A 19,323-nucleotide genomic window follows, 5' to 3' on the forward strand; every position below is an offset into this window, starting at 1 on the left:
ATGCTGGCGGGCTGGCCATGTGCAGTCGCCGAAATGATGTACTCTGTGGAAAGCATTTGCGCAAATCTCACAGTCGATTTCACAAGAGGGGACTTCACGTGGCTGAGTTCATCTACACGATGAAAAACGTTCGCAGGGCCATTGGTGACAAGGTCATTTTGGACAACGTCACCATGGCCTTCTACCCCGGCGCCAAGATTGGTGTCGTGGGCCCCAACGGCGCGGGTAAGTCGTCGTTGCTCAAGATTATGGCCGGCATTGATCAGCCGAACAACGGTGAGGCTTTCCTCCAGCCCGGTGCTTCGGTGGGCATCCTGCTGCAGGAGCCGCCGCTGAACGAGGAAAAGACGGTGCGTGAAAACGTCGAGGAAGGCCTCGGCGACATCTTTGAAAAGAAGGCGCGCTTCGAGCAGATCGCCGAGGAGATGGCCACCAACTACTCCGACGAGCTCATGGAGGAGATGGGCAAGCTCCAGGAAGAGCTTGACGCCGCTGACGCCTGGGAGGTCGACTCCAAGATTGAGCAGGCGATGGAAGCGTTGCGCTGCCCGCCGTCGGACGCACCGGTCACGCACCTCTCCGGTGGCGAGCGTCGTCGAGTAGCGCTGGCGAAGCTGTTGCTGTCCGAGCCAGACCTACTGCTTCTCGACGAGCCGACGAACCACCTCGACGCCGAGAGCGTCCTCTGGCTGGAGAAGCACCTCCAGACCTACCCGGGTGCCGTGCTCGCGATTACGCACGACCGCTACTTCCTGGACAACGTCGCCGAGTGGATCTGCGAGGTCGACCGCGGCCAGCTCTACCCCTACGAGGGCAACTACTCCACCTACCTGGAGAAGAAGGCGGAGCGCCTCGAGGTCGCCGGCAAGAAGGATCAGAAGCTGCAGAAGCGCCTGAAGAAGGAGCTGGACTGGGTCCGCTCCTCGCCGAAGGCGCGACAGGCGAAGAACAAGGCTCGTCTCGAGCGCTACGAGGAGATGGCTGCCGAGGCGGAGAAATACAAGAAGCTGGACTTTGAAGAAATCCAGATTCCGACCCCGCCGCGCCTGGGCAACAAGGTTGTTGAGGTGGAGCACCTGGACAAGGGCTTCGATGACCGCGTCCTGATCAAGGACCTCTCTTTCACGCTGCCGCGTAACGGCATCGTGGGCGTGATTGGCCCGAACGGCGTGGGCAAGTCGACGCTGTTCAAGACCATCGTCGGCCTGGAAGAGCCCGATGCAGGTTCTGTCGTCGTTGGTGACACCGTGAAGCTGTCCTACGTGGACCAGGGCCGCGAGAACATCGATCCGGAAAAGACCGTGTGGGAGGTCGTTTCTGACGGGCTGGACTACATCCACGTTGGCCAGAACGAGATGCCTTCGCGCGCCTACTTGTCTGCCTTCGGATTTAAGGGCGCAGACCAGCAGAAGCCGTCGAAGGTGCTGTCCGGTGGTGAGCGCAACCGCCTCAACCTGGCGCTGACGCTGAAGCAGGGCGGCAACCTGATCCTGCTCGATGAGCCGACAAACGACCTGGATGTGGAAACGCTCGGCTCGCTGGAAAACGCGCTGCAGGCGTTCCCGGGCTGCGCAGTGGTCATTTCGCACGACCGCTGGTTCCTGGACCGCACGTGTACCCACATCCTCGCGTGGGAAGGCAACGTCGAAGAGGGCCAGTGGTACTGGTTCGAGGGCAACTTCGGCGACTACGAGAAGAACAAGGTCGAGCGCCTCGGTGAGGAGGCCGCGAAGCCCTCGCGCGTCACCCACCGCAAGCTCACTCGCTAAAGCGCCCGCTTGCCGACGCCCCGCTGCCGGCCCGCCACGCAGATTCGTGCCGGTCCCGTGGCGGGGCGTTGTTTCTGCGGTAGCATGTCGGCAGTATGGCACCCGCGAGTACCGGGTGCAGTTGCAGTATTACTGTGAACCCCTGCAGACCACTGAGCAAGGAGCGGAGACCATGGCTGATACGGAAGACAATAGGACACAAGGCCAGGCGGATGGTGCCGGGCAGGCCCCGCACATCCATACCGTCCCGCTGCGGTGGGGCGACTTCGACCGGTACGGCCACGTGACTAATTCGGCGTACATCGAGATTGCGCAGGAAGCGCGCCTGGCGTTCGCGCAGAAGTTCTTCGAGGCACAGGGGCACGAGTTCGTTGTCTTCGTTCGTCGTGTGGACGCGGATTACATCCGCCCTGTGCTGCCGAATACCACCGAACTTACGGTGGAGACCGAGGTGGTGCGCTTGGGTAACACCTCGTTTACTACCCGCCAGGAGATCAAAGACGGGCAGGGAAAGATCTGCTGCGTCGTAGAAACTGTGCAGGTGACCGTGGATACGACGACGACTGCGCCGCGTCAGATTACGCAAAAAGAGATTGGCATCCTCACACGTGTTGCCTCCAGCATTGAGGAATCGGACGGGGAGTAGCTGAAACACAGATGGAGTCGCTGCGAGTGACTGCGGGCGCGCCGGGCCTGACCACGCTGCTTGGGAGGGCCACCGGCTTGGACGCTGCGGCGTCCGCGCGTTTTCAGGAGCGCGGCGGGGTGGGGGATGGCGCCCCGGCCGTTGACGTGTTTGTGACTACCCCCTTTGACTGCCTCGCTGCGCGCCGCATCGAAGGTGAAGTCTCGCGGGACGGGGCAGTGGTGGCGGCCGGCGACCTGCTTTCGGCGCTCCAGGAAGGCCGCGCCGAGATCGGTGCCGCCTGCGACGCCAACTGGCCAGGTGCCTTGCCTCCGCGGGAGGGTTTTGCCACCCGCGACGAGGTCCCGGTGTCCGTCGCCCGCCAGCTTGCCGACAAAGGCCGCGAACTCGCCCGCCAGTTTTCCGGGCCAGCCGGGCCGCCGAAGTCGCTGCTGGACTCGCCCGTGCTCACCGTGGACGCGGAGTCGGAGCGCCCCGTCGAGGTGCCCATGCGCATGATCTTTACCTGTACCGCGCTCGGGCTGATTCCCGGCTTCGCCGCGCCTATCGACGTCCCGCGCCACTTGCGGATCGCTACCGCCGGGCGCTGGGTGCGCATGGACGCCCCCTTTGGCACGGTGTACCACTCCACCGGCTTGGGCTTATTTGTGTAGTGCGCGCCTAGTAGGAGCGCGGACCCTGGTTGATCATCATGTAGGCCACGCGCTGCATGTGGTTCCACAACGCGAAGCGGTACGTTTCCGGTAGCTCTTCGTCGCTGAACTGCGTGAGCGAGCGCTCCATCAGGCTGAGCCACCGATCGGCTTCCGCCTCGCCGATGGCAAAGGGGAAATGGCGACGGCGCAGCATCGGGTTGCCGCGCTCCTGCTGGTACGTGCGCGGCCCGCCCCAGTACTGGACGAGGAACCACCGCAGCCGGTTCTGTGCCCCCTCCCAGTCGTCGTCCGGGTACATCGGTCCGAGCAGATCATCCTCTTTGACCTGGGCGTAGAAGCCTTCGACGAGGCGGTCGAAAAAGTCCTGCCCCAGGGCGTCGTAAAGCGAATGCTCCATGTCTTGCGGACTATTTGTCATGGGAGGGGCCCCTTTCTGTGATCTTCTCGCGCGGGTCATTGCGCACCAACATCGGCTCGGAACCAGGCAGGCGAACGTCGGCCTCCTGCATAGCCTCGAGGATTTGCTCGTACATGAAGCGGCTCACGCCCCACTGGGCACCCGGCATCGTGTCTACCGTCAAACGGTAGGTGAGGTGGTCGGTGCTGAAGTTGGACACGCCGAGCAATTCGGGTTCGCCAATGATATCGCGGCGGACGTGCTCGTCCTTGGCGGCCGCGCGGGCTGCGGTGATGATGACGTCGGCTGCCTTGGAGGGGTCGGCGAACAAGGAGACGGGCACCTCCATGCGCGCGACCGAGTAGCGGTCCGAGTTGTTGCCGACCTGCTCGATGTCGCCGTTGCGGATGTACCAGAGGGTGCCGTCGATATCGCGCAGGGTGGTAATACGCATGGTCATGTCCTCGACGGTGCCTTCGACGTCGTTGACCGCGATGACATCGCCGACGCCGTACTGGTTTTCCAGCAGGATGAACATGCCGGACAGGAAGTCCTTCACCAGCGACTGGGCACCAAAGCCAAGTGCGACGCCGACGATGCCGGCGGAAGCGACCAGCGGAGCGACGTTGATGCCCAGCTGATCCAGGATGGCCATGACGGCCCACACCCAAATCACGATCGCGGCCAACGAGCGCCCTACGTTTGCCAGTGTCTTAAAACGCGCGACGCGGCGCAGCTCCTGGGAGCGGGCCTGCGGGGAGTCATCCTGTATCGGTGCGCGGTGGAAACGCCCGTTACTGCTTGGCTTCGCTATGGCCTTCTTTGTTGCGCGGGTGATGATCCGGTGCATCGCCCACTGCGCGAGGCAGGCGACGACGATGATCACCAGGATCCACAATGGGCGAGTGACAAAGTTTTGCTGCGTTTCCGGGTTGTTCCACCAGGTGCTGACACCGGAGACTGCGTCGGTGACGCGCTCTGACGTGCCCTCTGGTGCGGCGGACAGGAGCTGTGTGGGTTGAATCGTTGAAAGTTGCATTAGCAGCGAGTGTAACCAGCTTGGCTGTACGTGAGGTGTAAAAGGCGTAACTGGGGTGGACAGCTCGGTGTGCATAAAAATGCCGCGGGAACCGGACGGAATGAACCGCTTGGTCTACACTGCTGGGAAGCTCCTTCTGTTGAGGGCGATACCCCGACTACGAAGAAACGAAAGGCAACGCGATGACCTCTGGGTTTTCCACGGATTCCATCCATGCCGGCTATGAACCGGACAGTCTGTACGGCCCGATCAATACACCGATCTACGCCTCGACCACCTTCGCTCAGGACGGGCTGGCGAAGCTGCGCGGCGGCTACGAGTACACGCGCGTGGGCAATCCCACCGTGACCGCGCTGGAGAAAACCGTGGCGGCCCTTGAAGAGGCAGATTACGGCGTGGCTTTCGCCTCGGGCATGGCCGCGATCGATTCGCTGCTGCGTATCCTGCTCAAGCCGGGGGACCACATTGTGATTGGCAACGACGCATACGGCGGAACCTACCGCTTGATCCAGCAGGTGTTTACGCTCTGGGGCGTGGAAAACACCGTCGTGGACATCACCGACACGGATGCGATTGCCGCAGCGATTCAGCCCAACACCAAGGTGGTGTGGGTAGAAACGCCGACAAACCCGCTGCTGAGCATTGCTGACATCGCCGCCATCGCAAAGGTCAAAGGCGAGGCGACCCTGGTGGTGGACAACACGTTTGCCTCCCCGTACCTGCAAAAGCCTTTCCGCCTAGGGGCAGACGTCGTTTTACACTCCACCACGAAATACATTGGTGGGCACTCCGACGTGGTCGGCGGCATTGTTTGTGGGCGAGACGCCAAGCTGGAGGAAGACCTGCGCTTCTTCTTTGGCTGGGTCGGCGCTATCCCTTCCCCGTTCGACACCTACCTCACCGGCCGTGGTCTGAAGACGCTTGCAGTGCGGATGGACCGCCACTGCGACAACGCGGAGGCGGTCGCCGAGTATCTCGAAGGCCAGGACTGCGTGGCGAAGGTCCACTACCCAGGCCTTGCATCGCACCCCAACCACGAGGTGGCCAAGGCACAGATGGCGCGCTTCGGCGGCATGGTGTCCGTCGAATTTCAGACCGAGGAACAGGCAAAGCAGTTCTGTCTGTCCACGAAACTTTTCTGTCTGGCCGAGTCGCTCGGCGGGGTGGAAAGCCTGCTCGAGCACCCGGCGACGATGACCCACTTGGCCGTCAACGGCTCCGAGCTGGAGGTACCGCGTGAGCTCGTGCGGATCTCGGTGGGAATCGAAGACGCCGACGACCTCATCGCGGACCTTGAGCAGGCGATTGCAGCGCTTTAGTTCGCTGCTGCTGCGTCGCGGGCGCGGTTGCGCACCGCACGCGCGACGCGGTCCTGGCCTTCCGCCAGAATGCGCTTGAGCCCGGCTGGCACGTTTGCGTCATCAAGCAGCGCGTCGGCCTTGCGCACCGCCTCTTCCGTGACGGCCCAGGTCGGGTACATACCTTCGAGAGTGCGCTGCGCCATCTCGTTGGTGAGACGCTCCCAGAGTTTCGGCGCGATGCGGAAGTACTCGTCGGTAAACGCGTCCAGGTCGACGTCGTTGCCCTGCGCGTTGAATGTGAGACCGTCCATGATGTAGCGCGCCTCGAGGTTGGTCAGGTTCTCGTGCACCAGCGTGTCCCAGGCCCACTGCTTCTCCACCGTCGCGCGGCAACGGAGCCGAGAAATGACGCCCTCCGAGGACGTATCTTCCTCCTCTTCGGCGGCCGAAAGCGGTGCCTTGCCGGCAGCGATGAGGCTGGTCAGCGCCAGCCAGCGCACCTCCTGGTTCTTGGAAGTCTCAAGCAGCTGCTGCAGGTAGTCAACAGTCTGCTCGGTCGGGGTCAGCCGCGTCAGCGCCCGGTCGAAGATCGCCGCCGGCTGTGCCCCGCGGAAGGCGTCGTTAAGCAGGCTGAAGCCCTCAGGCTGCCAAGACGGGTCAACGTACTGCTTGACTGCAAGGGTGGCCTGCGCGAGCAGACGCTCCTGCACGCTTGGCTGGTCCTCGGCGGCACCGTGCTTGGACACCAGGCGGACGAACTCGCGGGCCGGCAGGTGGCCATCACGCACGGACTCCCACAGCGAGGACCACACCAGGGTGTGGGCCAGCGGATCGGTGATTTCGCCGAGGTGCGCAAGCGCGAAACGCTGGTGTTCGGGGGTGAGCCCCATCTTGCAGTAGGTGAGGTCCTCGTCGTTGACCAGCGCCAGGTCGTGTGCGATGCCGGCGAGCTCGGGCACCTCGGTGCGTTCGCCTTCGACATCGAGGGTGACGTGGTGGGTGCGTTGCACGTGGCCGTCGACAAGCGAGTAGAGGCCCACGGTGACGCGGTGGGTGCGCATGACCTCGGACTCCTGGATCACCGCGAAACTATCCGCGGTGATCTCCGGGCGCAGGATGGACACGCCGGTGGTGCGCAGCCACTGCTCGGACCAGCTCGACAGGTCGCGCCCGGAGGACTTCTCGAGGGCGGAGAGCAGGTCCGCGAACGTGGCGTTGGCGTGCGCGTGGTTACGGAAGTGCTGCTGCACGCCCGCGAAGAACTCGTCGCGGCCGACGTAGGCCTGCAGCTGCTTGAGCACGGAGGCACCCTTGGCGTAGGTGATGCCGTCGAAGTTCTGCTCCGCGGTCTCAATATCCGGCGCATCCGCGGCAATCGGGTGCGTGGTGGGCAACTGATCCTGCTGGTAGGCCCACGCCTTCTCCACCGCGGCGAAGGTGGTCCAGGCGTCTGCGTACTCGCCGATCTCGGTCTGCGCGATCGCGGCGGACCAGGTGGCAAAGGACTCGTTGAGCCACAGGTCGTCCCACCACTGCATGGTGACCAGATCGCCGAACCACATGTGCGCCATCTCGTGCAGGATGGTGTCGTTGCGGCGCTCCAGGCGGTACGGGGTCGGCTCGGAGGTGAAGACGTACTCGTCGCGGAAGGTCACCGCGCCGGCGTTTTCCATCGCGCCCATGTTGTACTCCGGGCAGAAGATCTGGTCGTACTTGCCAAAGGGGTACGCCACGCCGAAGTTCTCGTGGTAGTACGCAAACCCGTCCTTGGTCTGGCGGAACAGGCGCTCGGCATCCAGGTGCTCCATCAGCGAGGCGCGGGCGTAGATCCCCAGCGGGATCTCGCCGTGGGCGTCGGAGTAGGTGTCGGTGACGTGCTCGTACTCGCCGGCAATGACCGCGATGAGGTAGGTGGACAGCGGGTAGTCGACCTTCGCCGACCAGGTGTTGGACTCGCGGGTGGCCGGCTCGTTGAGCACCACGGTGTAGCGCTCGGGGGCGGTGACGTGGATATCGTAGGTGGCCTTGATATCCGGCTGGTCGAAGCAGGCGAAGACCTTCATGGCCATGGCGGGCTCGAACTGCGTGTAGAGGTAGTCCTTGCCGTCGACCGGGTCGGTGAACTTGTGCAGGCCTTCGCCGGTGCGGTTGTAGGTGATGGTGGCGTCGACGACGACGGTGTGCGCGCCCTCGCTCAGCGCAAGTGTCGCGCCCTCGATCGGCGCACCGTCGAGCGTGGCGGAAAAGGAGTCGGCGACCAGGTCGAAGAAGGTCTCGCCCGCGGCGGAATCAAAGGTGATCGTGGTCCGAGAGCGGAACTGCTCGGCGCCGGTGACGTCGAGGTCGATGTCGTAATGAACGTTGGAGATCAGGCCGGCGCGGTGCTGCGCGTCGGCACGAGTGAGATTAGTTTTCATGGCCCCAACATACTCGCCGCGCAGGAATGGCTAGTGTGGGGGCAACCGAACTATGAAGGAGCACGTGATGACGCAACAGGTTACGTTTTGGTTTGATGTCTCTTGCCCGTTTTGCTGGCTGACTTCTCGCTGGATCAAGGAAGTCGAGCACGTTCGCGACATTGAGGTCGAGTGGGTACCCATGTCACTGAGCGTGCTCAACGACGGCCGCGATATCCCCGCGGCGTATGCCAGAATGATGGAGGCGAACTGGGGCCCAGCCCGCGTGTTCACCAAGGTCAAGCAGGAGTTCCCGGAGAAGGTCGACGCTCTGTACACCATGATGGGCACCATGATTCACGCTGAGGGGCAGGGAGGTAAGAAGGGCTTCGGTGCCTACGACGAAATTATCGGTGGCGCACTTGACGCCGTTGGGTTGCCGCCGGAGCTGGCGGATGTCGCCAACTCCGAGGCGGTGGACGAGCAGCTGCGCGCCTACCACCAGCAGGCGATGGACAACGTCGGCGACGAGGTCGGTACACCCGTGGTCAAGCTCGGGGATACCGCGTTTTTCGGCCCCGTGATTACCCGCGTCCCCACCGGCGAGGAGGCCGGCAAGCTTTTCGACGCCTCCGTGTCCCTTGCCTCCTACCCCTACTTCTTCGAACTCAAGCGTTCCCGCACCGAGGATCCCCAGGTCCGCGGGTAGGCTTAGGCGCATGCGTATTTATCTAGGAGCAGACCACGCCGGTTTCGAGCGAAAGAACCAGATCAAGGCCCACTTGGAAGAAACGGGCCACGAGGTGATCGACTGCGGCGCGCACGAGTACGATGCCGCAGATGACTACCCAGCGTTTTGCATCGCCGCTGCCGAGGCCGTGGTGGCCAACCCGGGCTCGCTCGGCATCGTGCTGGGCGGTTCCGGCAACGGTGAGCAGATCGCCGCGAACAAGGTCAAGGGTGCGCGTTGCGCCCTGGCCTGGTCCGTAGAGACCGCGAAGCTGGCGCGCGAGCACAATAACGCCCAGCTCATCGGCATCGGTGGCCGTATGCACACCGAGGAAGAGGCCCTCGCCATCGTCGATGCCTTTGTGTCCCAGCCGTGGAGCGAGGAGGAGCGCCACCAGCGCCGCATCGACATCCTGTCCAAGTACGAGGAGACCGGCGTGGCCCCGGAGGTTCCGGGCAACTAGGGACAGCTCTCGTGATTGAGCCCGGGGCCAACCCCGGGCTTTTTGCGTCTGAGAGTTACGAGTGCGGTCGGAAAACTTTTTCTGCCGCCTCAGCGCGGCGGGGCGGGAATGCCGAGCGTGCGTGCCATCTCCGCGAACTCCTCCTGGCGCAGGGCACCGGCACCGGCGGGGATGTTGGCCCACAGCTCAACGCCGGTGACTACGGGTAGCTCCTCGAGGTTGAGCCGCGTGGCAAGATCCGGGTCTGCGGGCAGCAACCCGCCGATGAGCCCGGCGACGCGTACGCCTCGGCGGCTTGCCTCCCGGACCGTGAGTTCGGCGGCGTTGAGGCTGCCGAGCCCCAGCGAGGTGACGACCACGAGAGGTGCGCCAAGTTCGGCGGCGATATCGGCAAGCGTGTACTCGTCGGCAAGCCGCACGAGCAGCCCACCCGCGCCCTCGACGAGGGTGACGCCATCATGACTTGTATCGAGTTCGCGGATCCACTCGCAGACGTCCTCGAGCGGCGGGACCTGCATGCCGGCGCGCCGGGCAGACAAGTTCGGCGCGAGCGGTTCAGGGAAGCGGGCGAGCTCGTGAGTGCGCACCCCGGTGAGTCTCGCGACGGTGTTTGCGTCGCCGACGCCTTCGGGCTCGCCGGTCTGTAGCGGCTTCGCCACCCGGACGCTATACCCCGCGTCCTGCCAGGCGGCGGCAAGGGCGGCCGTAGCGATGGTCTTGCCCACATCGGTGTTCGTGCCGGTGACAACGATGATCATTGGTGCTGCTCCTCACTAGCCGCGTGCGCCGCGGCGACGACGGCGCGGCCAATCTGGCGGACCTGGTCTTCGGTGCAGATGAACGGGGGCATGGTGTAGATGTTGCGCCCGAACGGTCTGATCCACACGCCGTGGTCGACCGCGGCCTTTGTTGTGGCGGCCATGTCCACGTCGAAGGCCATTTCCACCACGCCGATCGCGCCCAAGACGCGGACGTCGGCAACGCCTGGCACCTCCCGGGCCGGTGCGAGCGCCTCTTCGAGCGAGCACTCGATGTTGCGGGTCTGCTCGCGCCAGTCGCCCTCGCGAATCATCGCGGTGGCCTCGGCGGCGACGGCGCATGCCAGGGGGTTGCCCATGAAGGTAGGCCCGTGCATGATGGCGGCCGGCTCCATCCCGGAAGCGACCTTATCGGTGGTGAGGACGGCGGCCAGTGTCATGAACCCGCCGGTGAGCGCCTTGCCCACGCACAAGATGTCGGGGACTACCCCGTTGTCCAGGGTGGTAAACAACTGCCCGGTGCGGCCGAACCCGGTGGCGATTTCGTCTGCCAACAGTAGAATCCCGTGCTTGGTGCATAGCTCGCGGACACCTTGGACCAGCTCCGCGTCGTGGAAGCGCATGCCGCCGGCACCCTGGACCACCGGTTCGATGACCACGGCGGCGACGTCGTCGGTGATGAGCTTCTCGAATTCGGCGAGGTAGGCGGCACGCTCGGCCTCGCTCGCGCCGCGCACTGGTGGGGCAGGGGCGAAGTGTTGCTCGGCGAGCACGCCGCGCCACATGGCGTGCATGCCGCCGTCTGGGTCGCACACGCTCATCGCGGCGAAGGTGTCGCCGTGGTAGCCGGAGCGCCACGTGAGCAGCCGGTTGCGCTCCGGGTGCCCGGTGCCGCGGGCGTACTGCAGCGCCATCTTGATAGCCACCTCAACGGAGACCGAACCGGAGTCCGCGAGGAACACGCGGCTGTAGTTCGGCCCCGCTTCGCCGCTTGTCAGCTCAAGCAGGTTGCGGGTCAGCTGCGCGGCGGGTGCGTGGGTGAGTCCGCCGAACATCACATGCGACATTGCATCGATCTGTTCGTGGGCGGCGCGCACCAGCCGGGGGTGCCCATGTCCGTGGGCGGCGGCCCACCAGGACGACATGGCGTCGATAAGCAGGCGACCATCTGCGAGCTCGAGGTGTACGCCGCTGGTGGCGACGACGGGGAGGTTGCCTAAGCCGGGGGCGGCGTAGGGGTGCCATATGTGCGCGGTGTCGATGGCCGCGAGTGTCTCGGGCGTCATGGGGGCCTTTCGTTGCTGTTGGTGGCGGTACTGAACTTTTGAACCTATTGAACACCGTACAACTGGCGGTGTAGGTTAAGTCACATGACCTACTTCTCAGTGCGCATGCGCGCCAACTCCCAGGGCCGACACATCTCCGGCGCTGAGCGAATCGTGGGCGCAGCACACGTCGCTGCAACGTGCGCACAGCTTGCGCAGCGCGCGCTGGACCACCCCAAGGGTGAAGCAGCGCAGACGCACCTGACCGTCGAAGCACTCGAGGAACCCGACATTGCGCACACTCATGCGCTTCGCATCGAGGTCGCCGAGTGCGCGGATCCGGACGCCGCCCGCGCCACCATTACCGCGCTGCTTGCGCCGCTGACCCCGCACGCTGAGGCACTGATCCGCGAGACATTTGCCGCGCGCGACATGCGCGGTGCGATGCTGGTGTGCGCCGGCACCGGCGCCCGCCTGGAACCGGACCGTGAGCGCGGCGTGCGGGTCAGCCACGTTGACGCGCTCGAGTACACGCACGCCACGGCAAAGGACACCGCGCGCGAGGCGCTCGTGCTGGCCAGCAAAGTTGCCGCGCACCCGGATGTGGTCGCCGAGCTGTGCATTTCCGACGACCCCGACTACACGACCGGGTATGTCGCCCACGATGGCACGTACACGCGCATCCCGTGCATCAAGCCGAAAGGCTCACCAGCGGGGGCGCGCGCTTTCCTCATCCGCGAGGGGGCCGACGTGGCGGCGCTGATCGATTACCTGGAGCGCCAGCCGGTGCTCATTCGGACGGGTGGGTAGCACATGCGCGAGACTTCACCGCTCGCCCACGTGGCCGAGGCAAACCTGGACTCGTGGCGCGAGCGCGGCCTGTGGCGCAGCCCCGCCGTGTTCGCCAGCGGGCAAACGCCCACCACCCGGCTGCGCGCCAACGACGCGGTGGATGCGCACCAGGCGGTCTTGTTCAGCTCATCAAACTACCTGGGCCTGGCCGAGGATCCGCGCGTGGTCGACGCCGCGGTTGCCGCCACTAAGGCGTACGGCGCGGGCTCGGGCGGATCGCGTCTGACCACCGGCACCAGCGAGCTGCACATTCGCGCCGAAGCCGCCGTCGCCCGTTTTACCGGCTACCCAGACGCGGTCGTGTTTGCCACCGGGTACCAAGCCAACGTATCGACCCTTCAGGCACTGGCCGCCGCCTGCCGCGGGCCAGGGCTGACCATCGTGTCGGATGCAAAGAACCATGCCAGCATCATCGACGGCTGCCGCCTGGCAAAGGCCAGCGGTGCCGAGGTGCGCGTGACCGACCACCGCGACATGGCCGCGGTCGACCGCGCGCTCGCCAACCGCACCACCGAATACGCGCTCGTGATCACCGACGGCCTGTTCTCCATGGATGGCGTGTGCGCGCCGCTGCCCGAGCTGATGGAAATCTGTCAGTGCCACGGCGCGTGGAGCGTGCTTGACGACGCCCACGCCATCGGCACCATCGGCCCCACCGGCCGCGGCCTGCCGGAGCTGTACGGCATGCGTCCCGATATCCAGCTGATCACCGCGAGCAAGGCGCTCGGGGCGGAGGGCGCTGCGGTTGCCACCAGTGCGCCGGTGGCCGAGCTGCTGCGCCAGCAGGCGCGCTCGTTTGTCTTTTCCACCTCGCCCGCGCCGGCGACCTGCGCGGCGATCACGGCGGCGGTGGAGGTCCTCGAGCGCGATCCCGGCCCGGTGCGACGCCTGCACGCCAACATCGCCAGGTGGCACGCGAACCGCGGCACTGCGGTAGGTCCGACCGCTGGCGCCGGCCCGATTGTGCCCGTTCACGTCGGCGAAGAGTCCGCGGCAATGGAGGCGGCAGCGCAGCTTTCCGCGCGCGGCTTCATTGTGCCGGCGATCCGCTGGCCCACGGTGCCGCGGGGCGAGGCAATCCTGCGCGTCACGCTGATGGCCACGCACACACCCGGGCAGATCGACGCGCTGTGCGAGGAGCTTGCGCGCTTGGGAATCTAGAACTCCGCGTAGTCCGCCGGGTGGGGGCCGATGCGGCCGAACTCCTCTTCGTCGAGCGCGATCATGGCCGCCATTTCGTCCGGTGCAAGTTCGAAGTCGAAGATGTCCAAGTTCTCCGCCATCCGCGCCGGGGAGTTCGTCTTTGGAAAGACGATCACCTTGTTTTGGATGTGCCAGCGTAGTACCACTTGCGCGGGTGTCTTGCCGTGTGCCTCGGCGGCGTCGGTGATCTCCGGGTAGTCTGCAAGGTCCAGCTCGCCCCCGCCGAGCGGTGCCCACCCTTCGATGGCAACGCCGTGTACCCGCATCGCGTCGAGTTCCTTCCACCGCTGGAACAGCGGGTGCAGCTCGACCTGGTTGAGCGCGGGAGTGACGTCGGTGGCCATCTCCAGCTCATCGATGTGGCCAGGCAGGAAGTTCGACACCCCGATCGAGGTGGTCAGTCCCTGCTCGCGCAGCTGGATCATGGTTTTCCATGCGTCCACGTACGCCCCCTGTGAAGGCACCGGCCAGTGGATGAGGTACATGTCCACGTGGTCCAGCCCGAGGCGCGTCAGCGACTCGGCGAGCGCGGCATCGGCATCCCGGTGCCGGTCGTTCCACAGCTTCGTGGTCACGTAGAGTTCCTCGCGCGGGATGCCAGATGCGGCGATTGCGCGGCCCACACCTTCCTCGTTGCCGTAGATGAATGCGGTGTCGAGGTGCCGGTAGCCCGCCTCTAATGCGGCCAGGGTGAGCTCTTCGGCGCGCGCCGGGTCCACGCGGTGCAGGCCGTAGCCGAGTTGGGGGATCGACGTGGCGTCGTGAAGCTTGAGGCGCGGGATTGCAGAGGTCATGGGGTCCTTTAATGGTGAAGAGCGTTTAGCGGCCAGTGACGTTACCTGTCTTTGCGGCGAGTGGGGCGACAAGGACGGGGCGGGCGAGCGCCCACCCGCCGGCGATGATCGCCGCCGCGACGAGGAAGAGGACGGTGCCGGTCCAGCCGGTCGGGTCCTCGGTCGCTGCGAACATGGCGTTGAGGTTGCCGCGCAGCCCAGTGGTTGCCACGAGCGCGATGTGGACGACCAAGAAGGCCACGAAGAACACCATGGTGGGGAAGTGCAGTGCACGCGCGGTGCGCATCGGGAAAAAGTCCCACTGCTTCGGCCACATCGGGCTCATTCGCGCACCCGACAAAATCGCAAGCGGGGAAGCGACAAACACCACGAGGAAGTAGGACAGCTCCTGTAGGGCGTTGTAGTACACCCACGGGTTCTCGCTCGGCCAGTCAAGGCTCAGGTACTGGATGCCCGTCGACACTGCCTGCGGGAACACCTCCCAGCTCGTGGGAACGATGCGCATCCACTGGCCGGTAGCAAAGAGCAGCACGTAGAAAATCGCGCCGAGCACCACCCAGGCAATGTCGAGCACCAGGTGGAGCCACAGATTGACGGAGATCTTCTCCCGCGGCCGTGAGCGTGGTGCCCAGTACGCCGCTGGCTTCGCTTCTCGACGCTGCGTCATCCCCGTCTTGACCAGCATTGCCATCAAGAACATGTTGAAGAAGTGCGTCCACCCCAGCCATGCGGGCAAGCCGACCGGTGCATTCTCTGGCAGCGGCTGGCGCCCGTCGTAGCGGGCGATGAAGGCCGCGCCCGTATCGGTGCCGACGAACCAGCGCGCGCCCAGCACACCGATAGCCGCCAGCACGAAAAGCGCAGCGCCCCACAGCCAGGGGGCCTTGCTTCTCGACGCCTGCTCGCCGCCACGTTGCTGCGACGGTGCTGGTTTCTGCGGCGTGGGTTTCTGCGGTGCGGGAGCCGGTGCCGAGTCCGCGGCCGCAGACTGTTCCGGCGCTGCGTGTTCGGCTGCTGTGTGTTCCGGCGCTGCGTGTTCGGCTGCTGTGTGTTTCGGCGCGGGTACCTGCGCGGTGTCGGCTTCGGGCCAGGGGGCACCGCCGGGGGTACGCGGTAGCCCGCGGCGCAGCGGCACGGTCACCAGCTCGGCGGCAGGCTCCTGTGCTGAGTCCGCGGCCGCGGACTCCTCGGGCGCGTGCTTCGGCGCGGGCACCTGCGCGGTGTCGGCTTCCGGCCAGGGGGCACCGCCGGGGGTACGCGGCAGGCCGCGGCGCAGTGGCACAGTTACCAGTGCGGCGCTCGGCTCGGTCGAGGGTGCGTCGGTCGTTGCCTGCTCAGCGTCGGCGGCTGCCGAGGCGGCCTGTGCGACCTCGGCAGTCGTGACCGGGGGCCACGGTGCCCCGCCGGGCACGCGCGGCAGGCCCTGACGTACGGGTACCTGCATAAAGCGCCTACTTCCTGGACTCGAGCTCGTCGATAATGTCGGGCACCACATCGAAGAGGTCGCCGATGATGCCGAAGTCGGCGATTTCGAAGATGGGGGCGTCCTCGTCATTGTTGATCGCCACGATCGTATCGGCGGTCTGCATGCCAACCAGGTGCTGGCCCGCGCCGGAGATACCGATGCCGATATACAGCTTCGGCGAGACCAACACACCCGTCTGGCCGATCTGCGCCTCGTAGGGCACCTGGTCCTCGTCCACCGCGGAGCGGGTGGCGCCGACGGCGGCACCGAGCGCGTCGGCAAGACCGCCGACGAGTTCTTCGAACATGTCGGCATCGCCAAGTGCGACGCCACCGGCGACTACCTTGTCGGCCGTGGTCAGCTCCGGGCGGGTCGAGGTGCGCTCGTCCTTCTCGCTTTCGAGTACTTCCGCGAGGCGGCGCTCTCGCGCTTCCCCGGAGACTTCCACGACCTCACCGGCTGCTGCCTCCGCGCGCGCCTCGACGCTGCCCAAACGCAGCGTGATCACCGGCGCGGAGTGCGTCGCCGCAGCCACGGCAGTAAAGGCACCGCCGTAATTGGAGTGGTCGGTGACAATGCCCTGCTCGTCGCGGCGGACCCCGACGGCATCCGTGAGTACGGCACGGCCCAAGCGCACGGCTACGCGCGCAGCCAGGTCGCGGCCGCGCACATCGTGGGAGGTGAGGATGGCTGCGGGGTTGAAGGTCTCGGCGGCGGCCAACGCGGCGTCGATAAGCGCAAGCTCCGAGACAGCGACCTTGGATGCGCCGAGTGCACCCAGCGCTTCGGCGTGTGCGGCGCTCGAGGCGAGCACAACGGGGGTGCCGAGCGTGCTGGCGGCGCCGATGAGCTCCCCCGCCGCCGGGTCGGGCGAGCCATCAAGAGTATCGGCGAGTAGAACGAGAACCGGATCTGTGCTGGTCATTGGGGCTCCTAACTAGATAAGGTTCTTGGACTCGAGGAAGTCGACGAGCTGTGCAGCGGAGGTGGAGGACTCGTCAATGATCTCGCCCTGCTCACGCGGCGGGCGGCGGTCAATGCTCACCATGATCGCGCGCGCGGGCGTGAAATTCTCCGCGTCAATGCCCAGATCGTCCAAGGTCAGCGTGGTCAGCTCCTTCTTCTTCGCCGCCATCAGCCCCTTGAAGTTGGGGAAGCGCGCGTCCGCGAACTCGTCCGACACCGCCACGACCGCGGGCAGCTCTGCGCGAAGCTTGGAAGTGACGTGGTCGCCCAACTGGATCGCCGTGACCTGCTTGCCCACGACCTCAAGCTCCGTGAGATTTGTCAGCGCGGGCCAGTTCAGCAGCTCGCCCAGCATCGGCGCGATCACGCCAGTGCCGCCATCCGAGGACATCGTGCCCGAAATCACCAGGTCGTAGTTGCCGCGGCGGATCAGCTCCGCCAGCACCGTCGCGGTCATCGTCGCATCGGCGCCGATCAGGCGGTCATCCGTCACCATCGTCGCATCGTTGGCACCCATCGCGATACCGCGGCGCACCGACTCCGCCGCTTGCTTGGGCCCGACCGAGAGCACCTCAACGTGCACGTCGTCCTTGCCCAGCTTCTCCGCGATACACAGTGCTGCCTCCACCGCGCGCTCGCTGACCTCATCAGCGGCGACCTCACCTGTGCGGTCCGTCAGACCAGTTTCCAGGTTCATGTCGCGGTCGCTGTAGGTGTCCGGGACTTCTTTCAGCAACACTGCAATGCGCACTGCGGCTCCTTATATATAGGGCAATCGAACGCCAAGCAGTCTATCGCGCGCGCATGTGCTGGTGCCTATCGACGCCCACTCACAGGTCAAAGCCGCCAAAGTCTCCAAAGTCAAAGCCGCCGCCGTCAAACAACCCGCCGCCGACGTCACCGCCAGCCGCATCGCCTACATCACCAGCGCCGAAGTCCCCGCCCATGTCTCCCGCGTCGCCGGCTGCAAAGTCCCCAGCCCCAAACTCGCCGGCAGATGGGGTGCCCGCCATGCCCGCAAACATGGCTGAATAAAACATCATCGAGCTTGCCGCCCACATGCCCGTCATCATGGCCGGGCCCCACCACGCGGTCGAATACCAGCCGGCAGGCACCGGCCGGCCCGCGACCGCACCACCCGGGTAGTAATGCGGCGTAGCCGCAGACGCGTGCGGCGACGCCGTCACCGTCGTGCCATCCTCCTGGCGCACCGTGCGCTCTTCGGTCACCCGGCCTGCGCGTCGTTGGCCCTCCAGCTCCGGGAGGGCAGGGCCTGCCGGCATGCCCATCAACTCGCGGGCAGCGTTGACGTAGTACAGCCCCTCCAGCGCGGACTCGCGCGCCAGCTGAGCTTGCTTCACCGACTGCGCGGTAGACAGCGCCGAGTTCGCCGCGTTGAAGCGCTCGGAGGCATCCGCTAACGCTTGCGTCGACGCGGCATCACTGCCGGACAGGCTCAGCACCTGCGAGCCCAACCGGTCAGTCCACCGCTTCGCGTCCGCTACCGCGTCATCCAGCTGTTGCTGGTTGAGCTGCTTACGCGTACCGCCGCTGCTGCTGAGCAAATACGCGCCCACGCCGACCGCGGCGAGAATGAGAACCAGTGAAAACATGCAACCCACGTCCTTGATTAACTACTCGTTTCTTACTCAGACCAACGTATTCAGGCCCAAGAAAGTTCCGCCCGCCCAAGGGTTTGGATTGCATTGGCGGCTGAGCTACACTTTTCCGGTAGCGTTTTTCGCGACTGGGAATGTCGTATAGTGGCTAATACCTCAGCCTTCCAAGCTGAAGACGCGGGTTCGATTCCCGTCATTCCCTCCAATGCCGGTGCCCTGTGGGGCGCCGGTTTTTACGCGGTTTTAGGGTTCTACGTGGTCTCGATTCTGCCCGGCAACTGTTTTACCCCAGGATGCGCCTGGATAAGTCGCTGCAAGTGGGGGATGAACTGCGCTTCCTGCGCGGCAGCCCATCCCACTCGGTAAAAGACCGCGCCATCGGCTTCCAGCACAATGTGACCGTTGATCAATGCGTCAGCCCAGGCAGTCGTGGTCAATCCCTGCGGATCCTCGATGCGGAAACCGACCTGGAACTCCAACCTTGCAACTCCGGTAAGTGCGCCATGGTCAATCGCCTGGATGAGTGTGTCCCGCACAATTGTTTCCAACGGACTCTGCGATGTGTCCGCGGAATGTTGGATCAATTCGCGAAACCCCCGAATCCCCTTCGCGCGCGGAAGTGTTTCACACCGATCCAGCAGCGCTGCCACCGTCAGCTCTGGCCACGTCCAGCGTGCAGACTCGATCTGTACAAGTGTTTCCAAACGCCCGTAGAAGCGGTACGAGTCGAACAGCGCCCGTATCACCGACACACGCCGTATGCCGTTTTCTGTGATGAAGTCGTCTTCTCCGAGCTTCGCGTTGTGAATAACTACCTGAGATGGGTGAATTATCTTCGCTTTTGCATGGCACTTGCTTGTATACAGCAGATCAACACGGGTGACCCAATGCAGGGTGCTAAGCCCCAAGACTCTGGCAGCTGCCGGACCGGTAATGACTGCCTTGCCCCGCTTGATTAAGGCAGTTTTGATAAACGCAAGTTCTTCGTTGCGCCTTTGCTGCGC

18 protein-coding genes, 1 tRNA gene and 1 pseudogene are annotated in these 19,323 nt (G+C 64.9%); 9 read left to right on the plus strand and 11 right to left on the minus strand.

The window, feature by feature from the left end; all coding sequences use genetic code 11:
• The first annotated feature begins 98 nt into the window (after positions 1-98).
• From ettA to M3G14_RS10040, 3 genes are all read left to right on the plus strand, one after another.
• Complete coding sequence (gene ettA, locus M3G14_RS10030; protein ID WP_259926385.1) at positions 99-1,769, plus strand: energy-dependent translational throttle protein EttA; 1,671 nt, start codon at positions 99-101, stop codon at positions 1,767-1,769.
• Between the two features lie 172 nt (positions 1,770-1,941).
• Positions 1,942-2,415: an acyl-CoA thioesterase gene (locus tag M3G14_RS10035; protein ID WP_259926386.1), complete on the plus strand. Its 474-nt coding sequence runs from the start codon at positions 1,942-1,944 to the stop codon at positions 2,413-2,415.
• Positions 2,416-2,426: 11 nt separating this feature from the next.
• Complete coding sequence (locus tag M3G14_RS10040; protein WP_259926387.1) at positions 2,427-3,068, plus strand: hypothetical protein; 642 nt, start codon at positions 2,427-2,429, stop codon at positions 3,066-3,068.
• A gap of 7 nt (positions 3,069-3,075) precedes the next feature.
• Here M3G14_RS10040 and M3G14_RS10045 read toward each other — a convergent pair whose 3' ends face one another.
• Positions 3,076-3,489, minus strand: a complete 414-nt coding sequence (locus M3G14_RS10045; RefSeq protein WP_259926388.1) for a globin — start codon at positions 3,487-3,489, stop codon at positions 3,076-3,078.
• A complete protein-coding gene (locus M3G14_RS10050; RefSeq protein WP_259926389.1) occupies positions 3,479-4,507 on the minus strand; it encodes a mechanosensitive ion channel family protein in 1,029 nt (342 codons plus the stop codon). The genes M3G14_RS10045 and M3G14_RS10050 overlap by 11 nt, the downstream gene beginning before the upstream one ends.
• A gap of 179 nt (positions 4,508-4,686) precedes the next feature.
• On the opposite strand from M3G14_RS10050, the pseudogene M3G14_RS10055 reads away from it, so the two are divergent.
• Positions 4,687-5,826: pseudogene (locus M3G14_RS10055) on the plus strand (cystathionine gamma-synthase); the annotation flags it as partial.
• On the opposite strand, the gene pepN reads toward M3G14_RS10055, so the two are convergent.
• Positions 5,823-8,225 (minus strand): aminopeptidase N, encoded by a 2,403-nt coding sequence (gene pepN / locus M3G14_RS10060; protein ID WP_259926390.1) that lies wholly within the window; start codon positions 8,223-8,225, stop codon positions 5,823-5,825. The pseudogene M3G14_RS10055 and the gene pepN overlap by 4 nt on opposite strands.
• Positions 8,226-8,292: 67 nt before the next feature.
• On the opposite strand from pepN, the gene M3G14_RS10065 reads away from it, so the two are divergent.
• Entirely contained in the window at positions 8,293-8,913 is a 621-nt protein-coding gene (locus M3G14_RS10065) for a DsbA family protein (protein ID WP_259926391.1), read from the plus strand.
• Positions 8,914-8,923: 10 nt separating this feature from the next.
• On the plus strand, positions 8,924-9,397 hold the full coding sequence (locus M3G14_RS10070; RefSeq protein WP_259926392.1) for a ribose-5-phosphate isomerase: 474 nt from the start codon (positions 8,924-8,926) through the stop codon (positions 9,395-9,397).
• A gap of 89 nt (positions 9,398-9,486) precedes the next feature.
• On the opposite strand, the gene bioD is transcribed toward M3G14_RS10070, so the two are convergent.
• A complete protein-coding gene (gene bioD / locus M3G14_RS10075) occupies positions 9,487-10,155 on the minus strand; it encodes a dethiobiotin synthase (protein WP_259926393.1) in 669 nt (222 codons plus the stop codon).
• Positions 10,152-11,441: an adenosylmethionine--8-amino-7-oxononanoate transaminase gene (locus tag M3G14_RS10080; protein ID WP_259926395.1), complete on the minus strand. Its 1,290-nt coding sequence runs from the start codon at positions 11,439-11,441 to the stop codon at positions 10,152-10,154. The genes bioD and M3G14_RS10080 overlap by 4 nt, the downstream gene beginning before the upstream one ends.
• Before the next feature lie 84 nt (positions 11,442-11,525).
• Here M3G14_RS10080 and M3G14_RS10085 point away from each other — a divergent pair, with 84 nt between their 5' ends.
• Together M3G14_RS10085 and M3G14_RS10090 are read left to right on the plus strand one after the other, a co-directional pair.
• On the plus strand, positions 11,526-12,230 hold the full coding sequence (locus tag M3G14_RS10085) for a 6-carboxyhexanoate--CoA ligase (protein WP_259926396.1): 705 nt from the start codon (positions 11,526-11,528) through the stop codon (positions 12,228-12,230).
• Between the two features lie 3 nt (positions 12,231-12,233).
• Positions 12,234-13,433: an 8-amino-7-oxononanoate synthase gene (locus M3G14_RS10090; protein ID WP_259926397.1), complete on the plus strand. Its 1,200-nt coding sequence runs from the start codon at positions 12,234-12,236 to the stop codon at positions 13,431-13,433.
• Here M3G14_RS10090 and M3G14_RS10095 read toward each other — a convergent pair.
• From M3G14_RS10095 to M3G14_RS10115, 5 genes are all read right to left on the minus strand, one after another.
• Positions 13,430-14,269 (minus strand): aldo/keto reductase, encoded by an 840-nt coding sequence (locus tag M3G14_RS10095; RefSeq protein WP_259926398.1) that lies wholly within the window; start codon positions 14,267-14,269, stop codon positions 13,430-13,432. The genes M3G14_RS10090 and M3G14_RS10095 overlap by 4 nt on opposite strands.
• 25 nt (positions 14,270-14,294) lie before the next feature.
• Positions 14,295-15,713, minus strand: coding sequence for a cytochrome b/b6 domain-containing protein (locus M3G14_RS10100; protein ID WP_259926399.1), 1,419 nt, complete (start codon positions 15,711-15,713; stop codon positions 14,295-14,297).
• A gap of 7 nt (positions 15,714-15,720) precedes the next feature.
• Positions 15,721-16,659 carry an electron transfer flavoprotein subunit alpha/FixB family protein gene (locus tag M3G14_RS10105; RefSeq protein WP_259926400.1) on the minus strand — a complete coding sequence of 313 codons (939 nt, stop codon included), beginning with the start codon at positions 16,657-16,659 and terminating at the stop codon, positions 15,721-15,723.
• 12 nt (positions 16,660-16,671) lie between these two features.
• Complete coding sequence (locus M3G14_RS10110) at positions 16,672-17,451, minus strand: electron transfer flavoprotein subunit beta/FixA family protein (RefSeq protein ID WP_259926401.1); 780 nt, start codon at positions 17,449-17,451, stop codon at positions 16,672-16,674.
• A 79-nt stretch (positions 17,452-17,530) separates the two neighbouring features.
• Positions 17,531-18,313 carry a DUF1542 domain-containing protein gene (locus tag M3G14_RS10115; RefSeq protein WP_259926402.1) on the minus strand — a complete coding sequence of 261 codons (783 nt, stop codon included), beginning with the start codon at positions 18,311-18,313 and terminating at the stop codon, positions 17,531-17,533.
• 136 nt (positions 18,314-18,449) lie between these two features.
• Here M3G14_RS10115 and M3G14_RS10120 point away from each other — a divergent pair.
• Positions 18,450-18,524: transfer RNA gene (locus M3G14_RS10120), tRNA-Gly, on the plus strand.
• 46 nt (positions 18,525-18,570) lie between these two features.
• Here the strand turns inward: M3G14_RS10120 and M3G14_RS10125 are convergent.
• Positions 18,571-19,323, minus strand: a 753-nt coding sequence (locus M3G14_RS10125) for a hypothetical protein (RefSeq protein WP_259926403.1), incomplete at its 5' end; no start/stop codon positions are given.

It is taken from the genome of Corynebacterium sp. p3-SID1056 (assembly GCF_025152525.1).
GTDB lineage: Bacteria > Actinomycetota > Actinomycetes > Mycobacteriales > Mycobacteriaceae > Corynebacterium.